The following is a 24,487-nucleotide window of genomic DNA, read 5'->3' as shown; positions in this document are numbered from 1 at the left end:
GCCGCGCGAACCGGTCAGGCCGCCGCGCCGGTGCGCACCCGCGCGCCGGTCTCGGCCTCGATGTCCTGGATCGCGATGCCCAGGCTGGACGTGCCGCCCTGCGGGGCGAGGACGAGGTTGGCTTCCACGCAGTCCGGGGCGCCGGAGCTGTTGGAGCCGCTGATCACCCCGAGCGCGAGGGTGCCGGTGACGATGGCGCCGCCGCTGTCGCCGGAGAGGGTGCAGGCGGTGGTCGCGAAGCCCCGGATCGTGGTGCTCGTGCCGTCGGCGCGGACCAGCTGGGTCTCGATCCGGTCGGCGGCGACGATGCCGCACGTGAAGTACGACGACTGCCCGGACTTGCACACCGGGGCACCGGCGACGGGCGCCGCGGTGCCGGTGACGGTGAGCGTCGAGCCGTTGCCGCCGCGGATCACGGGCCGGTTCAGGCCGACGTCCACGCCCGCCTGGTCGAGGCCGATGATGCCGTAGTCCAGGGTGCTGCCCTCGCCGACGGTCGAGCGGGTGAACGCGCCGATCTTCACGCTCTCGTCGATGTTCTCCCGGTTGGGCAGGTAGACGGTGGAGCCGCCGTCCTCGCGGGCGACCGCGTCGCAGTGGCCGGCGGTGATGTTGACGGCCGACCCGTCGGCGTCGACGGCGTTGAAGCCGAACGAGCACACGCCGATGCGGTCGAGCGGCGTCGAGCGGACGTCGCCGTCGGCGGTGATGTAGGTGTCGCCCCCGAGCGGGCCCGGCTCGTTCGGCGGCTGGCCGGGGGTGAGCATGACCTGGACGTTGGCGATGAGCGTCGGCAGGTTCAGGGCGCGGCCGGCGGGGCTGTTGGCGATGTCGACGATCAGCCGGTTGTTGAACACGTCGATCGACGTCGAGTTCACCTGGGAGGCCAGTTCGCGGGGCAGCGCGGCGACCCAGCGGTTCAGCTCGGCGAGGGACCGCTCGAGCCCGTCCGCGGACACCGGCGCGACGGTGACGTGGTAGCCGTCGTTCTCGGCCTGCCGGGCAGCGTCGGGGTTGGTGACCGCGACGACGGGCTTACCGTCGGTGCCCAGCCATGCCCCGGCGAAGTCGTCCGGCCGTTCGGCGCGGAAGGTGCGCGCGTAGTCCGCGAGTTCCTGGGCGCGTTCGGACCGCTCGAGGTACTCGTCGGCGCTGATCTTCAGGTCCCGGCTGATGGCCTCGACGAGTTCGGCGGGCAGCTGATCCACCGGCAGCTGGTCGGCCGGGGCCGCGTGGGCGGTCGCGGCGAGCGGCCCGGCCAGCAGCAGCGCCGACGCCGCAGCGACGACGACACGGCGGACGGTGGTACGAGCAGCGGCGCGCGACGCCGACGAGTAACGCATGGGGGCCCTTCGAGAATGTGTTGACGGGTTTCGTGCGTGATCGTGCCGCGGGAGCGAGCACGACCGTGTGACAGCGTACGGGACGGTTGGTCTCACTCCGGTGCCTCGGAACCGGTGGTGTCCGTTGGGTCCGGTTCCGTGGTTCCGGTGGGCGTGGACGTGACCGTCGTGGTCGGCGCGACGGTCGTGGTGGCGGTGGGGGTCGTCGTCCGGGTGGGCCGGTCCCGTTCCCGGGTGGCCGCGCTCGTGGTGGGTTCGGCCGTGGTCGAACGCGTGGTGGTGGTGGGTGCCGGGCGGGATGTGGTGGACCGGGTCGACGGGGCGACCGCGGCCGCGGGCAGCGGCTCGGTGACGGCGGGCCACGAGTCGACGGGCCCCGAGTCGACGGCGACCGGCGCCGCGTCGGGGGTGGTCGCCGGGGCGGCGGTGGTACCGGTCGGTGTCCCGGTGGTCGACGGCACCTGCACGGCGCTCGACAGCGACTCGTAGGCGGCGCCCGCTTCCCGCACGGGGGTCTCCGCCGGGGTGTCCCGCAGCGAGAACACCAGGGCACCCATTCCCACGAGCAGCGCGACGGCGGCCGCGACGGCGCCGCTGACGACGAGCCGGTTGGGTGGGACGCGGTCCGGCTCGGCGGATCCCCGGTCGGTAACGGTCGCCGCGACGGCGGGGCCGGCGTCGGCACGGGGTTCGGGGGCGACACGGGGTTCGGGGGCGGCAGGGGGCTCGAGCGGTGTGCGTGCGGCGGCGGCCGAGCGGACCGCCGGGATGATCCGGGTGGCGCCGACCATGTCCGCCGACCCGGCCGCGGCCGCGAGCGCCGCGCCCCGCACCACCGTGTGCTGCGGCTGCGGCGGCAGCACGCACCGCACGCCCATCCCGGCCTTCACGGCCTGCGCGACGAGCTGTGCCGCCGACGGGTCCACGGGGTCCTCGGTGCTGATCACGACGGCATCGAGGTTGCTGACGAGCCAGCCGAACGCGCCGAGCGCGGCCGACAGCTGCGCGGGCACCGACGGGGCGTCGCCCTCCGGATAGCGGAACGCGCGGCCCGCGGCGACACCGGAACGCACGAGCGTCACCGTCGATCCGCCGGCGTCGAGGTGATAGACGGCGACGAGCCGACCGCTCTGCTGCGCGACCCGCGCCTCGAACCACGCCGCGACGGCCTCGGCGTCGGAGATGAGGGCGACGTGCCGCAACCCGACGTAGTCGAGGGCGTTGCGCAGCACCGCGACGGTGGCCGGGGACCATTCGGTGGGATGCGCGGCGGCCACCGTCGCCGGGGCGTCGCCGACCAGGGGCGCGGCGTCGGCGAGGAGGCATTCCATCGCGGTCGCCACGAGGTCCTCGGCGCGGGAGAGCGCACCGTCCTCGGCGCGCACCCCGGCCGGGTCGCCCACACGGTCGACGAAGCCGGCGAAGGAGCTGCACCCGCCGGCACCGGGGTCGCGGACGCCGAGTGTGGCCGTGCCGTCGGAGTGCAGGTGCAAGTGGGTGAGGCGTTCGACCGGTTCGGGGTCGGGACGGATGCCCTCGGCGGAGGTGACGGCCACGGCGGACACGGTGGTGCCGACTTTCAGGCCCACGCCTACGGACATGCGGAAGTCCCCCCGTTCCCACTGGTTGCCGGTTGCCGAGCCTCGGCCCCGTGCCCGAGCGCGCGGAGCATCGAGATGAGCTCCGATCGCGAGCCGGCGCCGAGCCGCCGCCGGATGCGCGCGACGTGATGCTCGACAGTCTTCGCGGAAATGTACAGGCGGGACCCTACTTCGCGGTAGGTCAGTCCGGCGACGACGAGGTCGGCGACCTCCGCCTCCCGATCCGACAGGGGACTCGGGGCCATCGGCGCGGCGGCAGCGGGCGCCGGCGCGGGGGAGCGCGGCGCGGCCGACGGGTGCCGCACCGCCCGTGCGACCTGCAGCAAGGCCGTCGCCGTCGCGGTGTCGCCCACCCGCAACGCGGCCTCGCCGGCCAGTCGTGCCCCGTCCCAGGGCAGGCCGATCGCGGCAAGTGACTCCGCCGCCGCCTGCACCCGCGCCGGATCGGCGTCGCCCTGCAGCACCCGCAGCCACGCCTGCCCGGCCCGCGCCAGGGCGGCCGCGTAGGCGGTGGACTCCGCCGCCGACCCGAGCGCGCGGGCGTGCGGCAACAGCTCCGCGGGCCGGTCCGCGGCGATGGCCGCCTGCACCCCGTACCAGTGCAGCGTCGCGCCCCACAGCGGCGGTTCACCGAGGGTCGACAGGAGCTCCTGCGCCTGAGCGACCAGATGGGCGATGCGGTCGGCCTCGCCGAGCCGGACCGCTGCGAGCCACAACTCGCCGAGGGGCAGCAGGCTCAGCAGGTCCACCGAGTATGCGGCCACCACGCCCTGCGCCGCGGTCCAGGCGGCGGTCAGCGCGCCGACGTCGCCGCCGCGGCGGGCCAGGCCCACCCGCAGCCCGTGCAGGAACAGCTGGTCCCGCTGCTCGGTCGCCGAGGGGGCGAGCTCGTCGGCGGCGGCCGTGGCCACCGGCAGGTCCCCGCCGATCAGCGCCGTCCACGCCGCGAGCAGGCGGTGCCGCACGGACGGCACGGTGCTGGGGCGGCCGAGCACGGCGGCGGCATGGACGAGTTCGCCGGAGTGCAGGCACAGCAGTGCCGTGACCGCCTCCGGGGTGTCCGGCAGCAGCCGCGTCCGGTCGCCGGTGCCGTGCACGGACAGGGCCCGCGTGAGGCTGTTCATCGCGACGCGCCCGTCGCCACCGACGGACTCGCGCAGGCCGGCGGCCAGCAGCTGCGCGGCCGCCGCGGACGACGTCGGTGCCGGCGCAGCCGTGCCGAACCGGGCAGCGGCGCCGGGACGGCCCGCGGCGAGCAGCACCGTCGCGGCGACGGGCGCATCGGCACCCGCGCGCTCGGGTCCGAGCCACTCGTACAGATCCGCGCTGCGACCGAGCATGCCGCGGCGCGCGGCGACGGTCGCGGCGATGCGGGTCGCGGCGGTCAGCTCGTCGCCGGGCAGGGTTGCGGCCCGGTCGAGCAGCCGATCGGTGAGCTGTGCGGCGGTGGCGAGATCACCGGCGAGCCCGGCGGTCTCGGCGCGGCGCACATCGAGCGCGTCGGCGTCGGCACCGGCGCGGATCGCGGCGTCGTACAGCGCCAGGGCCTGCGCGGGCGCGGCCTCGGCGGCGAGCGTCACGAGACGGTCCGCGAGACGGGCGTCGGCCACGCCCGCGTCGGCGAGGGCGCGGGCGGTGTCGGCGGACAGCAGCCCCGCGTCGAGACGCAGCGCCGCCAGCCGGTGCGCGAGCGTGCGGACACCGTGGGATCCGAGGACGGTGGCGGGCACCGCGGCGGCCGCGGGGATCGGGACGTCGCCGTCGACGGTGAGCAGGCCACTGGCTCGCGCGGCGTCGACGAGCTCCCGCGCGCGGTCCGCCTCGACGCCGAGGACGGAGGCGACCTCGAGCGGATCGAGGGTGCCGCCGAGGGCGGCGAGGACCAGCACCCGGGGCAGGTCCGGGTCGCCACCGGCGAGCCGGTCCCGGACGCGGGCCGCGGCGGCCCGTCGGGGATCGGTGCCGTCGCGCAGTGCCACGAGGGCCGCGTCCACGACGTCGCGGGTCCCGCCGGTCAGGCGGTGCACCGCGCGGATCGGTTCCGGACGCGGCGTGAGTCCGAGAGTCGCTGCCCGACCGGCGATTTCGCGTGGGCTGAGGGGGCGCAGTTCGACGAGCGCCGAGTGCGTGCCGAACGCGGACAGTAGCGCGCGCAGATCGCCGCGGTGAGGCCGCGGTTCCGTCGCGACGACCACCGCCCGCTCGCCGCGCCGCACCTGCTCGGCGAGCGCGAGGACGGACTCGGCGGGCAGGGTGTGTGCGTCGTCGACCACCAGCGCCGACGTCGCGGGCGAATCCGGATCGGTGCCGACGGTGAGGCCCCGATCGGCGAGCGTCTGCCGCACCGAGGACAGCAACGCGGACTTGCCGCTGCCGGCGGGACCGGCGAGCAGCAGCCGGGGAGGACTCGCGGCGACGGCGTGCGCGACGTCGCGCGGCAGGGAAACGGGTTGCGGCATCGGTCAGTTGCCGAGAAGTCCGCCGACGCCGTCGACGACGCCACCGACGGCGCCGCCGACCCCTTCGACGACACCGCCGACCGCGTTGCCGGCGCCGCCGACGACCGCACCGGCACCCTCACCGGCACCGCCGAGGGCATCACCGACCTGGGAACCGTAGTTCGGGGCGGGCGCCGGCGCGGGAGCCGGTGCCGGGGCGGGAGCGGGAGCCGGGGGAGGGGTCGTCGTGGGGACGGGGGCGACGGTGCCCGGGGCGACGGTGCCCGGGGCGACGGTGCCGGGGGCCGGTGCGCCCGGCGCCGCACCGGGCGCGGTGGTGCCCGCGGGAACGGACCCGGCAGGGGCGACGGTCCCGGGCGCCCCGGGCGTCGCCGCCGTGGCCGCGGCCCGCGTGCCCGGTGTCGTCGCGGGCACGGCACTGCTCGTGCCGGAGCCGGTGGTCGCGGTCGTCGCCGGCCCCCCGGCCGAGGCGGGGGTCGCGCCCGGGACGGTCGCGGAAGTGGCGGCGCCGACGCCGGCCTCCGAGGCGTCGGACGTGCCGAGCGTCCCCACCGCGAGACCACCCGCACCGAGCAGAACGAGCGCAGCGGCCGCGGCCCCCGCGAGCACGTAGCGCCGCGACCGGAAGGGAGCCGCAGCCGCCGCGGCGGCCGGAGCCGGGGCGGGGACGACGGCCGGGCGGACCGGCGAGATCGCCTCGGTCGGCCGGGCGGTCGTCACCGGCAGCACGGTGGTGGGCACATCGTCGTCCACCGGGGCGGCGACCGCGGTTCCCGCCCGTGGCTGGGCCGCCCCGAGGGCCGCCGTGTGGGCCGGATGCGGCCCGGCCACCACCGCGACGCCCAGCTCCGCCGAGAGCAGCTCGGCGACGAGAGGGATCGCGCCGCCGCCACCGGTGAGCAGCACCCGCCCCACATCCGACGGCTCGACCCCGGCCCCGCGCAGCGCCTCGTGCACCAGCGCCGTCGACGCCTGCAGCGGGCCGCGGGCCAGTTCCTCGAACTCGTCGCGTACGAGACGCACGTCCCGCCGCACCCCGGGCAGATCGATCGCGACGACCGTCTCGGTGTCGGTCGACAGCTGCTCCTTCGCGGCTCTCGACCGGGTACGCAGCTCCGCCAGCGCCGCCGTCATCGGCGCGGCGAACGGATCGAAGTCGGGGACGTCGTCGCGCACGGTGTCCAGCAGATGGGTGGTGACCAGATGGTCGAGGTGACCGCCGCACACGTCCTCGCTCGCGATCGGACGGCCGAGAAGAACCGGTTCGGCGCCGGTGCGTACCACCGAGACGTCGAGCGTGCGGGCGCCCAGGTCGTAGACGACGACCACCCCGTCGCCGAGGGGACCCCGGGTGGCCTCGAGCCAGCGCACCGCGGCGATCGGCTCGGGCATCAGCGTCACGTCCGCGAGCCCGGCCCGCGACAGGGCCTCGCGCAGCGCGTCGACGGTGTAACCGGCCCAGGTCGCCGGGTGCGCCACCGTGATCGCGGGGGCCTCCGGCAGGTCGAGCGAGGCCTCGTGCACCAGGCAGCCGATCGCCGTCGCGGTCAGGTCCGCCCCGGAGTACGACGCTCCGTTGTCGGCGAGCACACCGACGGGATCCCCGACGCGGCTCACGAAGTCGGTGAACACCAGCGCCCCCGGGGCGGCCGGCCGGTGACCGAGGTGCGGCGCGTCGTCGGGGGGAAGGTGCAGTTCGCTGGCACGGGACAGGACGACCGGACGGTACGTGTCGGCGCGATCGAACGCGGTGGCCGCCACCGAATCCGCCGAACCGATCGTGACTCCGAGCCCTGCTGCCATGTCGTTTCGCTCCCTGTTCGGGGCGGACGTATCCGCCGTGTCGCGTTGAATGTCGTAATCGGACACGATGTCGTTAGCCCGATACGAGACCTTCGACCCTGGTGCGGGGGCGATCCCCCTGTCCGCCCCGATCCCCTAATGCGCACCCCCGTACGGGCCCCGGACCGAGGGGGGTCTCGGCCCCCTTGGGCGGGGGACCGGCCGTTCGTAGCGTGAATCGCAGAACACCGACCCCAGGAGATGCGATGTCCACCAACGCTGTGCTCGACTTCATCCTCAGCCTGCTGCGCGACGACGAGGCCCTCGCCCGCTACTGCGCGAACCCCGACGCCGCCCTGGCCCAGGCCGGGCTGGCCGACGTGTGCCACGCCGACATCGTCGCCGTCGCGCCCCTCGTCGCCGACAGCGGACTGTTCGCGGGCACGGCCGCCGAGCTGACCGCGGCGCTCGGCGGGGCGGCGGGCGCGGCCGGCGCCATCGGAGCCGGTGCGGCCGGTGCCATCGGGGCCGGTGCGGCCGGTGGTCTCGCCGGGGGTCTGGCCGGCGGTGCGGGTCTCGGTCTCGCTGGCGGTGCGGGGCTCGGCCTCGCGGGTGCCGTCGGCAGTGGCCTCGGCGGCGGCCTCGGTATCGACACCGACTTCGCGGCCGAGCTGGCCGCCGGCCTCACCGGCACACTGGGCGCGGCCCTGGAACTCGGCGGTGATCTCGGTGCCGCCCTCGGCGCGGCGTTCGGCGCGGCCCTCGGCGCGGGCGGTGCCCTCGGCGGCATCGGTTCCGGTGCCGTGGACCTGGCGGGCGACCTGGACCTGGGCGCGGTGCTCTCCGGGGCACTCGCCGGCGGTCTCGGACTCGATGCCGCAACCGGAGTCGTCGCGGACCTGGGCGCAGCGCTCGATGCGGCGCTCGGCGCCACGGCCGGGACGGCGCTCGACCTGTCCGGTGCACTCGAGGCCGCCTTCGGGGTCGGTGGCGAGCTCGGCGGCCAGCTCGGCGGGGCGCTGGGCGGGCTGCTCGACACGGCACTCGCCGCGGGCGGCGACTTCTCCGCCGCCGTCGAGGCGGCCCTCGCCGGAGGCGCGGACCTCGCGACGGCCGTCGGCGCGACCCTCGGCGGCACGCTCGGGCTGGGCACCGAACTCACCGCGCAGCTCGGCGGCGCCCTCGACTCCGTCCTCGAACTCGGAACCGGCCTCGCCGGCGGTCTGGACCTCGGCGGCGGTCTCGACGCCGTCACCGGCGTGACCGCCGGACTCGGTGCCTCCCTGTCGGCTCTGCTCGAGGCCGGTGGTTCCGTCGCCGGTGATCTCGGCGGCACGCTCGGCGCCGTGCTCGAGGCCGGCGCCGACGGGGGGCTCGTCGGGGGCGTCGACCTCGGCGCCCTCCTCGGCGGCGACGCCGGCGGCGACCTGGACCTCGGCACCGCGGTCGGCGGGCTGCTCGGCGGCGCGCTCGGCCTCGAGAACTCCGCCACCCTCGAACTCGGCAACGCCCTCGACGTCGCGCTCGACCTGTCCGCGTCCGTCGAATCGAGCGCCGACGGCACCCTGTCCGCGGTGCTCGCCTCCGCGTTCTCCGTCGGCGGGGAGGCCGGCGCGAATCTCGGTTCCGCGCTCGGTGGCGTGCTCGAGGCGGGCCTCGGTGGCGTGCTCGAGGCGGGCCTCGGTGGCACCGTCGACTCCACCGTGGACCTCGGCTCGCAGCTGGCCACCACCATCGGCGGCGGGCTCGGCGTCGACGCCGACCTGACCGGTCAGCTCGGCTACGCCCTCGACGGTGCGCTCGACCTCGGCGGGCAGCTCGCCGGCGGCGGCGAAGCGGCAGGTGATCTCACCGGTGGTCTGACGGGTGGGCTCGACGGTGCGGCGGATCTGGGTGCGGGCCTCGGTGGGGGTCTGGCCGGTGGTCTCGGCGGTGCGGTGGATCTGGGTGGGGGTCTGGCCGGTGGTCTCGGCGGGGCGGCCGATCTGGGTGGCGAGCTGGCCGGTGGTCTGGCCGGTGGGCTCGACAGCGCCGCGGATCTGGGTGCGGGTCTCGGTGGGGGCCTGGCCGGTGGTCTCGGCGGAGCGGCCGACCTGGGTGGCGAGCTGGCCGGTGGTCTGACGGGTGGGCTCGACAGCGCCGCGGATCTGGGTGCGGGTCTCGGTGGGGGCCTGGCCGGTGGTCTCGGCGGAGCGGCCGACCTGGGCGGCGAGCTGGCCGGTGGCCTGGCCGGTGCGACCGACCTGGGCGGCAGCCTCGGCGCCGGCCTCGACGGCGCCGCGGGCGGCGCGTCGCAGGTCGGGGGCGCCGTCACCGGCGGTGTCGAGGGAGCCACCGACGCCGGCGGCTCGCTCGGTGCCGGCCTCGGCGGTGCGGTCGAGAGCACCTCGCAGCTCGGCGGCCAGCTCTCGGGCACCGCCGACGGCGCGACCGGTGCCTGGTCGTCCATCGACGCCGGTGACGCCTTCGGCAGCGCCGGCGGCACCGGTGGCCTGTTCGGTTCCGCCGAAACCGGTGCCGACTTGCACGGTGGGATCGACGCCGGCGCCGGCGCGGACACCGACCCGGACTTCGACACCTTCCTCGGCTGACTCACTGCACGGACCCCGATGCCGGCCCCGCGTGCACCACGCGGGGCCGGCGTTCTTCGCAGAGGACATAATCTCGGTGCAGCCCGCACTCCGACAGAAGGCGAGTCGAAGCGATCACCATGCACACGTCCTCCGCAGATGCCGCCGCTCGCCGCGCGGCCCTCGTCGAACTGATCGACGCGGCCGCCGAACACATCCGCGCCGCCGAGCGCGGAGACCTCGCCACCAGGCTCGAGGCGGCGCGCACCCGCGTCGTCGACCCGCGCCTGCGGGTCGTCGTCGTCGGCCAGCTCAAACAGGGCAAGAGCCAGTTCGTGAACTCGCTCCTCAACCTCGAGGTGTGCTCGGTCGGCGACGACGAGACCACCGCCGTCCCCACCGTCGTGCAGAACGCGGACCGCACCTTCGCCGAACTCGTGCTCGCCGAGCCCGGCCGCGATCCCGTCCGGGTGGACCTGCCCGTCGACGAGCTGCAGCGCGTCACGCCCGCCACGCCGCGCGCGGGCGGGCGCGAGGTGCTCCGCCTCGAGGTGAACGTGCCGAGCCCGCTGCTGGCCGACGGCCTCGTCCTCGTCGACACACCCGGCGTCGGCGGGCACGGAAACCCGCACGCCGCAGCAACATTGGGCCTGCTTCCGGCCGCCGACGCGGTGTTCGTCGTCTCCGACGCCAGCCAGGAGTTCACCGAGCCGGAACTGAGCTTCCTGCGGCAGGTGCTGCAGCTGTGCCCCGCCGCGGCGGTGCTGATCACCAAGACGGACCTGTACCCGCACTGGCGCGAGATCGTCGCCGCGGACCGTGGGCACCTGCAGCGCGCGGGCCTCGACGTGCCCCTGCTGCCCGTCTCGTCGCTGCTGCGCAGTCACGCCCTGCGCCTCGACGACGCGTCGCTGCACGAGGAGTCGGGCTTCGAATCGGTCTACGGATTCCTCCGCGAGCGGGTCGTCGCGCGCGGGGCCGACGTCGCCCGGCGTTCCGTCGCGCTGGACGTGAAGTCGGTCGTCGAGCACGTCGCCCTGAGCCTGGGCAGCGAGCTCGCGGCGCTGCGCGATCCCGAGACCGGTGCGGCGGCCGTCGCGGAACTGCAGCGGGCGAAGGCCGCCGCGGAGGCGCTGCGCACGCGGGCCGCCCAGTGGCAGCAGACCCTGGCCGACGGGATCGCCGACCTCGCCGCCGACATCGACCACGACCTGCGGGACCGGCTGCGCCGCGTCACCCGCGAGGCTGAAGCCACCGTCGACGAATGCGACCCGGGCGAGGAGTGGCCCCGGATCGGGGAATGGCTCGGGGAGCAGGTCGCCGAGTCCGTCGGCGACAACTTCGTGTGGGCCCACGAGCGTTCGGTGTGGCTCGCCGAGGTCGTCGCGGGGCACTTCGCCGACAGCGGCGCCGTGGACCTGCCCGATCTGCACCTCGGCGACCTCGAGGGACTGCTCGAGCCCGTCTCCCGGCTCTCGGACCTCGAATCGGGCCGCATCGGTGTCGGCCAGAAGATGCTGGTGGGAATGAAGGGCTCCTACGGCGGCGTGCTCATGTTCGGGCTGATCACCACGCTCATGGGTATGGCCCTGGTCAACCCGATCTCCGTCGGCGCGGGAGTTGTGCTCGGCACCAAGGCCTATCGCGACGACAAGCAGGCACGCATCGCCAAGCGCCGCGCAGACGCCAAGGTCGCCGTCCGCAAGTTCACCGACGACGTCGGGTTCCAGGTGGGCAAGGAGTCGAAGGACCGGCTCCGGCTGATCCAGCGCCAGCTGCGCGACCACTTCACCGAGCTGGCCGAGCAGACGTTGCGGTCGCTGTCGGAGTCGCTGCGCGCCGCGCAGGAGGCCGCGACGGTCGAGGAAGCGCAGCGGCAGCGCCGCGTCGCCGAACTCGAGACGCACGTGCGGGCGTTGACCACGCTGCGCGAACGGGCCGCACAGCTGGCCGGGGTCGACGCGTGAGTGTCGAGCAGGCCCGCGAACTTGTCGCGGCCGCGCGTGCCCGGTACGGAAGCGACCCGCGCGCTGCCGAGCAGCTCGCGCTGTGCGCGGCGCGGCTCGAACAGCCGCTGCGCGTCGCGCTCGCCGGGTCCCTCAAGGCCGGCAAGTCGACGCTGCTCAACGCCCTCGTCGGGCAGGACATCGCCCCCACCGATGCCACCGAGTGCACGCGCGTCGTCACGTGGTACCGCAGCGGCTCGACCCCCTCGGTCACCGCCCACTACGACGGCGACCGGATCCTGCCGGTGCCGGTGCAGCGCCGCGACGGCCGGCTCACCTTCGATCTCGGAGAGCTGACCGCGGACCGGGTGGACCGGATCGACGTCGAATGGCCGGCCAGTGCGCTGTCCCAGACCACGATCATCGACACGCCGGGCACGTCGTCGCTGTCACAGGACGTCTCGGGCCGGACGTTCGAACTGCTGACCCCCGACGACGACGCCTCCGGCGCCGACGCCGTCGTCTACCTGATGCGCACCCTCGGGGCCGCCGACGTGCAGTTCCTCGGCCGGATCGGCCAGCACGTGGGCGGCGAATCCGGGCCGCTCGGCGTGATCGGTGTGGTCTCCCGCGCCGACGAGGTCGGCGCGGGCCGCATGGACGCGATGATGTCGGCCAAGGAGGTTGCGGCCCGGTTCGCGGGTGAGCTCGAGCGCACCGGACTGTGCCAGGCCGTCGTGCCGGTCGCGGGGCTGCTCGCGCTGGGCGCGCGGACGTTGCGGCAGAGCGAGTTCGCCGCGTTCGAGGCGCTCGCGCAGGTGCCGTCGCAGGACCTTCAGGTGGCGATGCTGTCGGCGGATCGGTTCGCCCGCCCCGACATCACGCTGCCCGTCGATCCGGGCACCCGGGCGCACCTCGTCGACCGGTTCGGCCTGTTCGGGATCCGCATGGCCGTCACGCTGATCGGTCTCGGGGTGCGGGACTCGCCGACGCTGGCCGCGGAGCTGGTGGCGCGCAGCGGGCTCGACGAGCTGCGCCAGGTGATCGACGTGCAGTTCGGCCAGCGCGCCGATCAGCTCAAGGCCCATTCGGCGCTGATGTCGCTCGAACGGGTCCTGCGCGCCCACCACGACGGCCCCCTGCTCGCCTCCGTGCAGCGGCTGCTCGCCGACGTCCACGGTTTCACCGAGCTGCGCCTGCTCGGCCGCCTGCGCTCGACCCGGGTCACCCTGAGCGAGGACGACGTGCTCGAACTGCAGCGCCTGATCGGCGGTTTCGGTATCGGCCCGGCCCAGCGCCTGGGTCTCGCGCCGGATGCGACCGTCGCCGAGATCCACGCCGCGGGCGTCGCCGCCGTCCGCACCTGGCGCGCCCGGGCCGAGCACCCCCTGCTCGACCGGTTCACCGCGAACGCGTGCAGCGTGGCGGCCCGCAGCGGCGAGGGCATCCTCGCCGACGTCGCAGGCTGATGCGCGCGTCGGTGCCTCTTGCGCGCGTAAGAACAAGCGCAAGAGGCACTTTCGCGCGCAAGGCTTGGGGGCTTCAGCGTCGCGCCCGCTGTGCCGCCTGCTCGAACCGCGCCTGCACGACATGGAAACGGAACAGATCCGGCCACGTCCATCGGATCACTTCGAAACCGAGCTGCCGGATGGCGTCCTCCCTCAGCTTCTCCCGGCGGACGATCTCGGCGGTCGCACCGGGCTCGTCGGCACCGTACTTCCCCATGCCGTCGAACTCGCCGGCGATTCCCTCCCAGTAGAAGTCGGTGCGCGCGACGAACCGGCCGTCGCCGGTCCGCAGCTCGTGCTGCAACTGCGGCCGGGGCATTCCGGCGTCGCGCATCCGCAGCCTGCTCAGCGATTCACCGGGACTTTCGCTGCGTCCGTCCAGGAAGGGCACCACCCGCCGTGCGGAGGCGATTCCGGCCTTCGTCCCCGCAGCTGCCAGGGCGACGGACAGCGCGCCGGGGTCGACGCGACGCAACCGCAGTGCCGAATCGCCGATCACCGTGGCGTGGTCCGAGGGCAGGGTGCGGGCCAGATCGACGACGGTGCGGGCGGCGGAGGTGACCGGCAGTCCGTCGCACGTGGCGATCTCGTCGGCCCCGTACCCGCCGACGTGGACGTGCAGGTGGGGGGTCCGGCGACCGCCCGACGTGCGCCCGCGGGTGACGTGCACGCGGGAGAGGTCCACGTTCCACAGGTCGAAGCCGTGGAGGACGGCGGCCGAGACGTGGCTGAAGACCGCGTCGGCGTCCAGCGCGGGGGCCAGGGCCTGCACGCGCAGCCGGTGCCGGTCGACGTCGTCGAGGCCGTCGGTCTCGTGCCGCCGAAGATAGATGCCGGGAGCGATCCTGCGCAGGCGTCCCGTGCGCAGCGCGTTGCGTAGTTCGGTGGGTGTGTGTCCGGACGCGAGCAGGTCCGCACGTCGTAGTGGTGTCGGGTCGTTCATGCCGACCAGAGTGGGGTGGACATCCGTCGGTCGCGCGCGCTCGGCGGCGTGCGGGCCGGATCTGTGGATGAAGCCGCCGGTTGTGGACAACTCCTTGCGCGCGTCGCTGCCTCATGCGCGCGTGAGAACGCGCGCATGAGGCACTTTCGTGCGCGACGAGCAGTGGGGTCAGCGACGCCAGGTCGCGACCGCGCCGACGACGGTGAGCCCGGCCCACAGCAGGGGAGCCCACAGCAGGACGCCGGCGGTGGCGTCGCCGGCGTCGGCGAGGACGCTGCGGGCGGCGACGGCCGTGACGACGGTGGCGACGGAGACGACGGCGAGTGCGGGGCGGGCCCAGGGTCGGCCGCGGCGCAGGAGCTCGAGGAAGACGGCGGCGAGCGCGACGAGGAGCAGGCCGGCGGCGGCGAAGCCGGTGAGGGTGAGGGCGACGGTGTCGGCGATGCTCGCGGCGGTGGTGCCGGGGTTGGCGCTCCGCAGCGACTGCTCGAGGGCGTCCCGGACGGATTCGCGGTCGAGGTAGACGGCGCCGAGGAGTCCGGCGAAGACGACGAACGACAGGCCCCAGGCCGAGACTGCGGCGCCGACGCGGGGGCCGGGGGTGTCGGCTGTGCGGAGCGGGGTGACCGAGAACTCGGGGCGAGGCGGCTGCGGGCGTGTGCTCACTCCGGGATCGTAGCCTTCGCCATTTTGTGTGATCCGAGTCACGAAGGGAACAACCCGCGGTGGTGTGCCGTTGGAGAAAGCAGACAACTTGAGCGACAGCGACTCAACTTTGACTTGACTGGGACTTCCGGACGGGTGCAAGCTTGAGTCGACTGCGCTCAGCTGAGTCGGATCGGCTCAGGTTGTGCATGAACACCCATGTGGCACGGATGTGTCGCAGCGAAGAATGGAGAAGCACTATGGCTCGTGCGGTCGGTATCGACCTCGGAACCACCAACTCCGTCGTTTCCGTGCTGGAGGGCGGCGAGCCCGTAGTGGTCGCCAACTCCGAGGGATCGCGCACCACCCCGTCGGTCGTCGCCTTCGCCAAGAACGGCGAGGTGCTGGTCGGCCAGCCCGCCAAGAACCAGGCGGTCACGAACGTCGATCGCACCATCCGCTCGGTCAAGCGCCACATCGGCACCGACTGGACCGTGGAGATCGACGGCAAGAAGTACACCTCCCAGGAGATCAGCGCGCGCACGCTCATGAAGCTCAAGCGCGACGCCGAGGCCTACCTCGGTGAGGAGATCACCGACGCCGTCATCACCGTCCCCGCCTACTTCGAGGACGCACAGCGGCAGGCCACCAAGGAAGCCGGGCAGATCGCCGGCCTGAACGTCCTGCGCATCGTCAACGAGCCCACGGCCGCTGCCCTCGCCTACGGCCTGGACAAGGGTGAGAAGGAACAGACCATCCTGGTCTTCGACCTCGGCGGCGGCACCTTCGACGTGTCCCTGCTCGAGATCGGCGACGGCGTCGTCGAGGTCCGCGCGACCTCCGGCGACAACCACCTCGGCGGTGACGACTGGGATCAGCGCGTCGTCGACTGGCTGGTCGAGAAGTTCAAGGCGCAGCACGGCGTCGACCTGACCAAGGACAAGATGGCCCTGCAGCGTCTGCGTGAGGCCGCGGAGAAGGCGAAGATCGAGCTGTCGAGCTCGCAGTCGACGTCCATCAACCTCCCGTACATCACGGTCGACGCGGACAAGAACCCGCTGTTCCTCGACGAGCAGCTCTCGCGCAGCGAGTTCCAGAAGATCACCTCCGATCTCCTCGACCGCACCCGCGCGCCGTTCCAGCAGGTCATCAAGGACGCCGGCATCTCCGTCAAGGACATCGACCACGTCGTCCTGGTCGGCGGCTCGACCCGTATGCCTGCCGTCACCGACCTGGTGCGTGAGCTGACCGGTGGCCGTGAGCCCAACAAGGGCGTGAACCCGGACGAGGTCGTCGCCGTCGGCGCCGCCCTGCAGGCCGGCGTCCTCAAGGGCGAGGTCAAGGACGTGCTGCTGCTCGACGTCACCCCGCTGTCCCTCGGCATCGAGACCAAGGGCGGCGTGATGACCAAGCTCATCGAGCGCAACACCACCATCCCGACCAAGCGGTCGGAGACCTTCACCACGGCCGACGACAACCAGCCGTCGGTGCAGATCCAGGTCTTCCAGGGTGAGCGCGAGATCGCGGCGCACAACAAGCTGCTCGGCTCGTTCGAACTCGGTGGCATCGCCCCGGCTCCGCGCGGCGTCCCGCAGATCGAGGTGACCTTCGACATCGACGCCAACGGCATCGTGCACGTCACCGCGAAGGACAAGGGCACCGGCAAGGAGAACACGATCAAGATCCAGGAGGGCTCCGGCCTCTCCAAGGAGGAGATCGACCGGATGATCAAGGACGCCGAGGCGCACGCCGAGGAGGACCGCAAGCGTCGCGAGGAGGCCGAGGTCCGCAACCAGGCCGAGTCGCTCGTGCACCAGACCGAGAAGTTCCTCCAGGAGAACGAGGACAAGGTCGCTGCCGACGCCAAGGGCAAGGTCGAGTCCGCGATCAAGGAGACCAAGGACGCGCTCGCCGGCACGGACATCGCCGCGGTGAAGACCGCCGTCGAGAAGCTCGCGACGGAGTCGCAGGCCCTCGGTCAGTCCCTGTACGAGTCGCAGGCCGCCGACGCGGGTGCTGCCGCCGGTGACGGCGCGGCTGCGGGCTCGGACGACGTCGTCGACGCCGAGGTCGTCGACGAGCCGACCGACTCGGAGAAGAAGTGACGGCGGGGCAGCCCGAGCAGGAGCCGGTGACCGTCACCGACAAGCGTCGGATCGACCCCGACACCTTCGAGGTTCGCGACCCGGACGCCGGGTCGCAGCCTGTGGAGGAGACGGACACCGAAGCTCCGGCTGCGGGAGAACACGAGGAGGCCGCGCTCGCGGCCGAGCCGTCGCCCGAATCGGCTCAGCTGGCCGAGCGCACCGCGGATCTGCAGCGCCTCACCGCCGAGTACGCCAACTACCGGCGTCGGGTGGAGCGCGAGCGGGTGGTCACGACCGAGGCGGCCAAGGCCTCGGTGGTCACCCAGCTGCTCGACGTCGTGGACGACCTCGACCGGGCCCGCGCGCACGGCGACCTCGAGCAGGGGCCGCTGAAGTCGGTGGCGGACAAGCTGACCGGCGTCCTGTCGGGCCTGGGGCTCCAGCCCTTCGGTGACCCGGGCGACGCCTTCGACCCGGAGATCCACGAGGCCGTGCACATGGAGGGCGACGGCGCCAACCCGGTGCTGGACACGGTGCTGCGCAAGGGATACCGGCTCGGTGAGCGGATCCTGCGGCACGCGATGGTGACCGTGACGGACACGGTCCTGTCGGGCGACGCACCGGCCGAAAAGCCGGATTCCGGTGCGGACGACGAGTAAGTACAGAGAAGCAGCGAGAGGAGGAGACACCCGGTGAGCCAGAGGGAGTGGATCGAGAAGGACTTCTACAAGGAGCTGGGTGTCTCCTCCGACGCGACGGCCGACGACATCAAGAAGGCCTACCGCAAGCTGGCACGGGACCTGCATCCCGACGCCAACCCCGGGGACACCAAGACGGAGGAGCGCTTCAAGGCGGTCAGCGAGGCGTACGCCGTGCTGTCCGATCCGGCCCGGCGCAAGGAGTACGACGAGACTCGGCAGATGTTCGCCTCCGGCGGCTTCGGCGGCGGATTCCGTCCCGGTGCCGGTAGCGGCGGGTTCTCCGGCGGAACCACCACCTTCGATCTCGGCGACCTGTTCGGTGGCGGGGGCGGTGGCGCCGGCGACGCCGGTCTCGGCGATCTGTTCGGCGGTCTGTTCAACCGCGCCGGTGGCGGGGGCGCGCGCACCACGTCGCGGCCCCGGCGCGGATCGGACGTGGACGCCGAGACGACGCTGGACTTCCGCGACGCAGCGCTCGGGGTGACCGTCCCGCTGCGGCTGACCAACCCGGCGCCGTGCACCACCTGCCACGGCAGCGGTGCCCGTCCCGGCACGAGCCCGCGGGTGTGCCCGCGCTGCAACGGAAGTGGCATCGTCTCGCGCAACCAGGGCGCGTTCGGATTCTCCGAACCGTGCGACGACTGTCGCGGCACCGGTTCGATCATCGACGAGCCCTGCACCGACTGCCGCGGGTCCGGTATCCAGAACCGCACCCGCACCATCACGGTCCGGATCCCACCCGGGGTCCGCGACGGCCAGCGCATCCGGCTGCCCGGTCAGGGCGAGGCCGGCCTGCGCGGCGCCCCGTCCGGCGACCTGTTCGTCACCGTGCACGTCCGTGCCGACAAGGTGTTCGGCCGCGACGGCGACGACCTGACGCTGGTCCTGCCGGTCAGCTACGGCGAACTGGTGCTCGGCACCACCGTCTCGGTTCCCACCCTGGAGGGACGGGTCGGCCTGAAGATCCCGGCCGGCACCGCCGACGGGCGGGTGCTGCGGGTGCGCGGGCGCGGCGTCCCCAAGCGCGGGGGCGGCGCCGGTGATCTGCTGGTGACGGTCAAGGTGGCCGTGCCCCAGAATCTTGACGATCAGGCGATCGAAGCGCTGCGGGCGTACATGCACGCGGAGCAGGCGAACGGCTTCGATCCACGGGCGGGCTGGGCAGGTGCATGATGAGCGAGAACCGCAACCGGAACGATTCCCCGATGGACCCCGACGCCCGGGTCTACGTGATCTCGGTGGCGGCGGAACTTGCCGGCATGCACGCGCAGACACTGCGCAACTACGACCGGCTCGGCCTGGTCACCCCGCACCGCACCCGCGGTGGTGGACGCCGTTACTCGCCCCGCGACGTGGCGCTGCTGCGTGAGGTGCAGCGCCTGTCGCAGGACGAGGGCGTGAACCTCGCGGGCATCAAGCGGATCATCGAGCTGACCAACCAGGTCGAGGCCCTGCAGCAGCGGGTGTCCGAGATGGCAACCGAGATCGCGCAGCTGCACGCGTCGCGCCGGGCGCTGGTGCCGATACCACGCAGCAACGCGCTGGTGGTCTGGAAGCCGAAGCACCAGCGCGACAGGTAGCCCTGGTCAGCCCCTGCATTCACCCGATACCGTTGTGGCCGAATGTCACATCGCGCGTGGCCGAATGTCACATCGCGTCGATTCGATCGACGCGATGTGACATTCGGCCATTCGGCCTTCAGGCCGGGACGAGCCCGCTGACCTGCGCCAGCAGTTCGAGCGAGCGCAGCCACGCCTTGCGACCCGGCGCCGACGACACGACGATCAGTTCGTCGGCTTGTGCGCGCTCGGTGAAGCGGTCGAGATAGTCGCGCACCTCGCCCGGGGTACCGACGGCGGTGTAGCGCAGCATCTGCAGCACCTGCTGCCCGGCGGGGGCGTCGAGCAGCATCTCGACCTCCTCGTCGGTGAACGTGCGGCCCCGGCCGAGCATCTGCCGGATGCGCTGCCGCTTGGTGGCCTCGAACAGGGCGTCCGCCTCGTCCGTGGTGTCCGCGGCGATCACGCCGACGCCCGCGACGACGTACGGCTCGGACAGTTGTTCGGACGGCTGGAACTCGCGCCGGTACAGCGCGACGGCGTCCTCGAGCGCCTGCGGCGCGAAGTGCGACGCGAACGCGTACGGAAGACCGAGCAGCGCGGCGAGTTTCGCCCCGAACAGCGACGAGCCGAGGATGTACAGCGGCACGTCCGTGCCCTTGCCGGGGACGGCGTCGACACCCGGGATGCGGGACTGCCCGCGCAGGTAGGCCTGCAGCTCGAGCACGTCCTGCGGGAAGCTGTCGGCCGACGACGGGTCGCGGCGCAGTGCCCGCAGCGTGTTCTGGTCGCTGCCGGGGGCGCGGCCGAGGCCGAGGTCGATGCGGCCCGGGTGCAGCGTCTCGAGGGTGCCGAACTGCTCGGCGATGGTCAGCGGCGAATGGTTGGGCAGCATGATGCCCCCGGCGCCGAGCCGGATCGTGGAGGTGTGCGCGGCGACGTGCGCGATCAGCACGCTGGTGGCCGACGACGCGATGGTCGGCATGTTGTGGTGTTCGGCGTACCAGATGCGGCGGTAGCCCCACTGCTCGGCGCGCTGAGCCATGTCCACGCTCGCGGCGAAGCTGTCGCGCGCGGTTTCGTCACGGCCGATGTGAGCCAGGTCGAGAATCGATAGTGGTGTGGTCACCGGGATCCTTCGCGTGTCCGGGGCCCGGTGTCGGGATCCGGGCACACGATCGGTCCAACCATCCCGGACGGTCCGCTATTCCGTGACGTGCGCCTCGTCGCCGTTCACCGCAGCGGGTTCACGTCGGTGGCGGTCTCCTCGTCGAGGATCGTCTCGGTCGTGTACCGCCCGAAGCCGCCGCGGTAGAACAGCAGCGGGCCGTCGTCGTGCAGCGCGGTGAGCCCGGTGACGCGGGCGACGACGATGGTGTGGTCCCCGGCGTCGTGCTCGGCCTCGACCACCGCTTCGATGCGGGCCAGGGCGCCGGTGAGCGCGGGTGCGCCGTTGTCCCCGCGCGTCCAGTCCACGCCGGTGAACTTGTCGCCGCCGCTGACGGCGAACGCCATGCACGTATCGCGCTGGTCGTGGGCCAGGACGTTGATCGCGAGGGTGCCGATCTCCCGGATCCTCGGCCAGGTCTGCGACGTGCGGGCGGGGCAGAACGACACGAGCGGTGGATCCAGCGACACCGACGCGAACGACTGGCACGCGAATCCCAGCGGTTCACGGCCGTCGTGGCCGGTCACGACGGTGACGCCGGTGCAGAAGTTGCCCAGCACGTCGCGCATGGTCCGGGGATCGAGCACCGTGTGTTCCGCGGCCATCGAGGCTCCTCTCGGGTAGGTCTGTGTCCAGTGTCCGTCATGCCGGTGCGTGCGATGCAAATCGCTCCCGGTCGGCGGGAGCGCGACGGCGGTGACCGGTCGGGTTCGGACGACGCGGTCAGTCGAGCCGGCCGGGCGTGGGGCAGCTGCGAGCGGTGATCGGCAGTTCACCGCGGTCGGCGAGCTCGTCGACGGTCTCGCGCAGATCGGCGCAGCTGTGGAGGGCGGGACGACCGTGCTCGGCGTCGGCGCGGAAGCGCGCGCACGACCGGGCGGCGTCGGTGAGCCACTGGATGCTCGTGTGGACGGGACTGTACTTCTCGGCGAGCACGCGGTTACCGCAGGTGCGGCAGGTGACGGGGTGCACGACGGACCTCCTCAGTTCTGTCGCATGTCGGCCGGCGCCCAGAAGGCCCGCATGCTCGTGATGAGGCCGTTCTCGTCGAACGTCATGACATCGATGGGTTCGATCTCGTAGCGCTGCCCGTCGGTTTCCGTGATCACCCGGAAGTGGAAGGCGGCGCCGGCGTCGGTGATGCGGAGCGTCAGCAGCTCCGTTTCGTTCCGCGTGTTCTCCACCGCGCGGTAGAACGCCCGGATGGCCTCGTGGCCCGCTTTCGGTTCGCTGCCGGCGGGATCCTCGACGGTGGCGTCGGGCGCGTAGAGGGCGGTGATCTCGTCGGCGGTGCCGTTCGCGACGGCGGAGAGGTAGGCCGTGACGGTGGCGCGGATGCGGTCCGTTCGGGTGGCGAGGTCGGTCATCGTGGACGCTCCTGTCGGTTCTCGCGGCTGCTCTTCCGGACGCTATCGGCGCGGCCGCCGCAGTGGGGGCTCGTCTCCCGCGGAGCGGGACATCGGCGCAGCCCGCGGAGCGGGACATCGGCGCAGCCCGCGGAGCGGGACATCGGCGCAGCCCGCGGAGCGGGACATCGGCGCAGCCCGCGGAGCGGGAGATCGGCGCAGGTGGTCGCGGGTCGTGGGGTTGTTAGGCTCGCGGGGTGTCCGATTCCGCTCCTGCCGCGTATCCCGGTCTACCCGCGACGAGTTGGGCGGTGCTGGGGGTTCTGGCGCTGGGGGAGGAGATGACGGGCAACGACGTGAAGAAGTGGGCGGATTGGAGCCTGAGCTTCTTCTACTGGAGTCCGTCGGTCAGCCAGGTGTACGGGGAGCTGAAGAAGCTCGAGAAGCTGGGCTTCGTGCGGTCGCGATCGATCTCCGAGCCGGGGGCCCGCAGCCGGCGCGTCTACTCGATCACGCCGACCGGGGTGGGGGCGGTCCGGGCATGGTCGCGGGAGGCCCCGGTCGAGGCCCCGGTGCTCAAGCACGGGGTGATGTTGCGCATGTACCTGGGTCACCTCAACGAACCCGAGAAGTTGAAGTCGATCGTGCGGGATCACATCGCCAACCTCGAGGAGAACCTCGGGCGCGTCCGGGACTACGCGGACCATTCGGACGTGGAACCGAGCTGGGCGTTCCCGTTGCTGAGCCTGCGCTGGTCCGAGCGGTACTTTCGTGCGGAGATCGGTCTGTTCGAGGAGCTGCTCGACGAGATCGACGAAGCGGCAGCGCGATTCGCGCGCAGCGACATCGACGAGAACGGTGTTCCCCATCCGCGGCGGCGGGGTGGCTGGCGCACAGTGGAACAGATGCTGAGCGCCCACGACGAGGACGACGACGGATCGGGACCCGCCGGGTAGGGGTCGGGCGCCGATAGGGATCAGGCGCCGATGGTGGTCACGCAGAGCGCAGCCGGGGGCTTCGGGACGTGGCGGGGAAGCGCTGCCGGTCGTATCCGCGCCAGGTCGCGGTCGCTGCCAAGCGGACGCGCCCACTGAGCCGGTGATCGAACGGCATGTGCTGCAACGGCCCGCACACGGAGACCGCTGCGGGAGCCGCGCCGACCGGACCGACGGGCACGGCGATGCACCCCAGCCCCGGCACGGCCTGTCCGCGTTCGTAGGCCACCCCTGTCTCCCGGATGCGTTCGAACTCGGTGCCCTGGGCCCCGGCGTAGGCGAGCAGCGCCTTGCCCAGGGCGGCATGCGGTGCCGGCCGGCGCCCACCGATGCGGGTCGGGACGGCGCTGTCCAGACGTCCCCCGAGCTTGTCGAGGTAGACGACGTCGGTGCCGTCGAGGACTGCGAGGTGGACGACGAGTCCGGTGGCTCGGTGCAGCTCGTGCAGGTGGGGACGCGCGGCGGCGCACAGGCCGTCCTGGTGCACGGCGAGGGAACCGAGTTCCATCAGCCGCAGCCCGAGTGCGTACTCGCGGCCGTCGCGTCGCAACCATCGCAGGTCGACCAGGCGCTCGAGGATGCGGTGCGCCGACGAGCGGGGGAGGCCGGTGCGACGGACGATCTGGGCGAGCGTCAGCCGCCCGGTCTCGTCGAAGGCGTCGAGGACGAGGCCCACACGGTCGATGACAGCACTGGGGGTGGCGGGGGCGGCGGGAGTCGGCACGGGTGCTCCTCACTCATTTGCGGCTGATGAGCTGGCTATTTCGATTCGAAATAGTGTCACATCGCGGCCTCGTTGTGAAGTGCGTCACCAATCCGGGCGTGGCGGGGCCCCGCACGGTCACCGTGCGGGGCCCCGCGGTCGACGTCCCGGGGGTGACGGATCACCCGGCCGTCGCGGCGATCAGGACATCACCCCGAGCGGTTCGCTGCCGGACCAGTCGTGTCCCCAGTAGCTGTCGGCGGTGATCTCCTCCGCGGTGTAGTACCGCTCGTCGACCGCCGTCCCGTCGGTGCCGTACTCGATGTCCCAGCCGCCGGGGGCACGGACGTAGAAGGACACCATCTTGTCGTTGGTGTGCCGTCCCAGCGTCGACGAGACGGAATACCCCTCCCGCGTCACCCGGTCGAGGGCCCGGCCGACGGCGTCGAGGGTGTCGACCTCCACCATGATGTGGATCAGGCCGGGGTCCTTGCCTGCGGGGACGGGCATGAGTGCAAGGCTGTGGTGCCGCTGGTTCACGCCGAGGAATCGGATGCGCATCGGACCGGCCTCGGGAGGAGCCGGCAGGCGGAAGGCGCCGCGGGGCAGGAACCCGAGCACCTCGGTGTAGAACTCGAACGTGGCTTCGGGATCGGTGACCGGAAGTACGACGTGCCCGAGACCCTGTGCGCCCGTGACGAATCGATCACCGTGCGGCGTGACCACCGGACTGTGGTCGAGGGCGGGGCCGTGGAACACCTCGACGGAGGTGCCGGAGGGGTCCTGGAAGGCGATCACCTCCTCGGCGCGCCGGGCGTCCGCCTCGTCGACCGAGAGGGCTTTCACGGCGACGCCGGCGGCCTCCACGGCGCGGCGCACCCGCGCCAGCGCCGCATGATCGCGCACCTCCCAACCGACGTCGACCACCCGGTCGCTGTCGCCGGGGACGACCACGATGCGTGCCGTGCGCTCGTCCATGCGCAGGTACAGGGCGCCGGGTTCCGGTCCCGACCCCTCGGCGAACCCGAGGACGTCGAACGCGAAGGTCCGCCACCGGTCCATGTCGTCGGTCTGAATCTTGATGTAGCCCAAACTCTTGATGTCGGACACTGTCGTCTCCCGCCTGAACTC

General features: G+C 72.9%; 20 protein-coding genes. 8 read left to right on the top strand and 12 right to left on the bottom strand.

The annotated features are described in order from the left end of the window. Positions 1-14: 14 nt before the first annotated feature. The 4 genes from F1734_RS21555 to F1734_RS21540 form a co-directional block, all read right to left on the bottom strand. Positions 15-1,343: a S1 family peptidase gene (locus F1734_RS21555; RefSeq protein WP_040270590.1), complete on the bottom strand. Its 1,329-nt coding sequence runs from the start codon at positions 1,341-1,343 to the stop codon at positions 15-17. 92 nt (positions 1,344-1,435) lie between these two features. After that, entirely contained in the window at positions 1,436-2,944 is a 1,509-nt protein-coding gene (locus tag F1734_RS21550) for an Hsp70 family protein (protein ID WP_072786517.1), read from the bottom strand. After that, on the bottom strand, positions 2,935-5,403 hold the full coding sequence (locus F1734_RS21545) for a LuxR C-terminal-related transcriptional regulator (protein ID WP_203011025.1): 2,469 nt from the start codon (positions 5,401-5,403) through the stop codon (positions 2,935-2,937). Before F1734_RS21545 ends, F1734_RS21550 begins: the two co-directional genes overlap by 10 nt. 3 nt (positions 5,404-5,406) lie before the next feature. Then, entirely contained in the window at positions 5,407-7,206 is a 1,800-nt protein-coding gene (locus tag F1734_RS21540; protein WP_119699991.1) for an Hsp70 family protein, read from the bottom strand. A 245-nt stretch (positions 7,207-7,451) separates the two neighbouring features. On the opposite strand from F1734_RS21540, the gene F1734_RS21535 reads away from it, so the two are divergent. The 3 genes from F1734_RS21535 (at position 7,452) to F1734_RS21525 (ending at position 13,170) form a co-directional block, all read left to right on the top strand. Next, entirely contained in the window at positions 7,452-9,776 is a 2,325-nt protein-coding gene (locus F1734_RS21535) for an IniB N-terminal domain-containing protein (protein WP_203011024.1), read from the top strand. A gap of 119 nt (positions 9,777-9,895) precedes the next feature. After that, positions 9,896-11,722, top strand: a complete 1,827-nt coding sequence (locus F1734_RS21530) for a dynamin family protein (RefSeq protein WP_203011023.1) — start codon at positions 9,896-9,898, stop codon at positions 11,720-11,722. Further along, the gene (locus tag F1734_RS21525; protein WP_203011022.1) at positions 11,719-13,170 is read left to right on the top strand and encodes a dynamin family protein; all 1,452 of its coding nucleotides are present in this window, start codon (positions 11,719-11,721) and stop codon (positions 13,168-13,170) included. The genes F1734_RS21530 and F1734_RS21525 overlap by 4 nt, the downstream gene beginning before the upstream one ends. A 73-nt stretch (positions 13,171-13,243) precedes the next feature. Here F1734_RS21525 and F1734_RS21520 read toward each other — a convergent pair whose 3' ends face one another. Together F1734_RS21520 and F1734_RS21515 are read right to left on the bottom strand one after the other, a co-directional pair. Further along, positions 13,244-14,152, bottom strand: a complete 909-nt coding sequence (locus F1734_RS21520; protein WP_059174337.1) for a type IV toxin-antitoxin system AbiEi family antitoxin domain-containing protein — start codon at positions 14,150-14,152, stop codon at positions 13,244-13,246. Between the two features lie 168 nt (positions 14,153-14,320). Beyond that, the gene (locus F1734_RS21515) at positions 14,321-14,818 is read right to left on the bottom strand and encodes a hypothetical protein (RefSeq protein ID WP_010593258.1); all 498 of its coding nucleotides are present in this window, start codon (positions 14,816-14,818) and stop codon (positions 14,321-14,323) included. A 239-nt stretch (positions 14,819-15,057) separates the two neighbouring features. Between F1734_RS21515 and dnaK the strand changes: the two genes are divergently transcribed. From dnaK to F1734_RS21495, 4 genes are read left to right on the top strand one after another with little or no spacing between them, the layout of a single operon-like run. Continuing rightward, positions 15,058-16,902, top strand: coding sequence for a molecular chaperone DnaK (gene dnaK / locus F1734_RS21510; protein ID WP_010593257.1), 1,845 nt, complete (start codon positions 15,058-15,060; stop codon positions 16,900-16,902). Continuing rightward, the gene (gene grpE / locus F1734_RS21505; RefSeq protein WP_059174338.1) at positions 16,899-17,543 is read left to right on the top strand and encodes a nucleotide exchange factor GrpE; all 645 of its coding nucleotides are present in this window, start codon (positions 16,899-16,901) and stop codon (positions 17,541-17,543) included. Before dnaK ends, grpE begins: the two co-directional genes overlap by 4 nt. 33 nt (positions 17,544-17,576) lie before the next feature. Then, positions 17,577-18,758, top strand: coding sequence for a molecular chaperone DnaJ (gene dnaJ, locus F1734_RS21500; protein WP_203011021.1), 1,182 nt, complete (start codon positions 17,577-17,579; stop codon positions 18,756-18,758). Then, positions 18,758-19,165 (top strand): heat shock protein transcriptional repressor HspR, encoded by a 408-nt coding sequence (locus F1734_RS21495; RefSeq protein ID WP_010593254.1) that lies wholly within the window; start codon positions 18,758-18,760, stop codon positions 19,163-19,165. The genes dnaJ and F1734_RS21495 overlap by 1 nt, the downstream gene beginning before the upstream one ends. A 118-nt stretch (positions 19,166-19,283) precedes the next feature. Here F1734_RS21495 and F1734_RS21490 read toward each other — a convergent pair whose 3' ends face one another. The 4 genes from F1734_RS21490 to F1734_RS21475 form a co-directional block, all read right to left on the bottom strand. Continuing rightward, entirely contained in the window at positions 19,284-20,273 is a 990-nt protein-coding gene (locus tag F1734_RS21490; RefSeq protein WP_040270615.1) for an LLM class flavin-dependent oxidoreductase, read from the bottom strand. Between the two features lie 104 nt (positions 20,274-20,377). Next, positions 20,378-20,917: a flavin reductase family protein gene (locus tag F1734_RS21485; protein ID WP_010593249.1), complete on the bottom strand. Its 540-nt coding sequence runs from the start codon at positions 20,915-20,917 to the stop codon at positions 20,378-20,380. 118 nt (positions 20,918-21,035) lie between these two features. Beyond that, the gene (locus tag F1734_RS21480; RefSeq protein ID WP_010593248.1) at positions 21,036-21,284 is read right to left on the bottom strand and encodes a hypothetical protein; all 249 of its coding nucleotides are present in this window, start codon (positions 21,282-21,284) and stop codon (positions 21,036-21,038) included. Positions 21,285-21,295: 11 nt separating this feature from the next. Continuing rightward, the gene (locus F1734_RS21475; protein ID WP_203011020.1) at positions 21,296-21,679 is read right to left on the bottom strand and encodes a nuclear transport factor 2 family protein; all 384 of its coding nucleotides are present in this window, start codon (positions 21,677-21,679) and stop codon (positions 21,296-21,298) included. Positions 21,680-21,969: 290 nt separating this feature from the next. On the opposite strand from F1734_RS21475, the gene F1734_RS21470 reads away from it, so the two are divergent. After that, on the top strand, positions 21,970-22,614 hold the full coding sequence (locus F1734_RS21470; RefSeq protein ID WP_010593246.1) for a PadR family transcriptional regulator: 645 nt from the start codon (positions 21,970-21,972) through the stop codon (positions 22,612-22,614). A 37-nt stretch (positions 22,615-22,651) separates the two neighbouring features. On the opposite strand, the gene F1734_RS21465 is transcribed toward F1734_RS21470, so the two are convergent. Beyond that, on the bottom strand, positions 22,652-23,377 hold the full coding sequence (locus F1734_RS21465) for an IclR family transcriptional regulator (protein ID WP_010593245.1): 726 nt from the start codon (positions 23,375-23,377) through the stop codon (positions 22,652-22,654). A 180-nt stretch (positions 23,378-23,557) separates the two neighbouring features. Further along, on the bottom strand, positions 23,558-24,466 hold the full coding sequence (gene bphC / locus F1734_RS21460; protein WP_203011019.1) for a biphenyl-2,3-diol 1,2-dioxygenase: 909 nt from the start codon (positions 24,464-24,466) through the stop codon (positions 23,558-23,560). Positions 24,467-24,487 lie beyond the last annotated feature (21 nt).

Origin of the sequence: Rhodococcus ruber (genome assembly GCF_016804345.1) — a bacterium.
Taxonomy (GTDB): Bacteria; Actinomycetota; Actinomycetes; order Mycobacteriales; family Mycobacteriaceae; genus Rhodococcus; species Rhodococcus ruber.
This window is presented reverse-complemented; position numbering and strand designations above follow the sequence as displayed.

Excerpts from the sequence above, each read along its gene's own strand:
- F1734_RS21555 (WP_040270590.1), bottom strand. The coding sequence starts at position 1,343 with ATGCGTTACTCGTCGGCGTCGCGCGCCGCTGCTCGTACCACCGTCCGC.
- F1734_RS21550 (WP_072786517.1), bottom strand. The coding sequence starts at position 2,944 with ATGTCCGTAGGCGTGGGCCTGAAAGTCGGCACCACCGTGTCCGCCGTG.
- F1734_RS21545 (WP_203011025.1), bottom strand. The coding sequence starts at position 5,403 with ATGCCGCAACCCGTTTCCCTGCCGCGCGACGTCGCGCACGCCGTCGCC.
- F1734_RS21540 (WP_119699991.1), bottom strand. The coding sequence starts at position 7,206 with ATGGCAGCAGGGCTCGGAGTCACGATCGGTTCGGCGGATTCGGTGGCG.
- F1734_RS21535 (WP_203011024.1), top strand. The coding sequence starts at position 7,452 with ATGTCCACCAACGCTGTGCTCGACTTCATCCTCAGCCTGCTGCGCGAC.
- F1734_RS21530 (WP_203011023.1), top strand. The coding sequence starts at position 9,896 with ATGCACACGTCCTCCGCAGATGCCGCCGCTCGCCGCGCGGCCCTCGTC.
- F1734_RS21520 (WP_059174337.1), bottom strand. The coding sequence starts at position 14,152 with ATGAACGACCCGACACCACTACGACGTGCGGACCTGCTCGCGTCCGGA.
- dnaK (WP_010593257.1), top strand. The coding sequence starts at position 15,058 with ATGGCTCGTGCGGTCGGTATCGACCTCGGAACCACCAACTCCGTCGTT.
- F1734_RS21495 (WP_010593254.1), top strand. The coding sequence starts at position 18,758 with ATGAGCGAGAACCGCAACCGGAACGATTCCCCGATGGACCCCGACGCC.
- F1734_RS21485 (WP_010593249.1), bottom strand. The coding sequence starts at position 20,917 with ATGGCCGCGGAACACACGGTGCTCGATCCCCGGACCATGCGCGACGTG.
- F1734_RS21475 (WP_203011020.1), bottom strand. The coding sequence starts at position 21,679 with ATGACCGACCTCGCCACCCGAACGGACCGCATCCGCGCCACCGTCACG.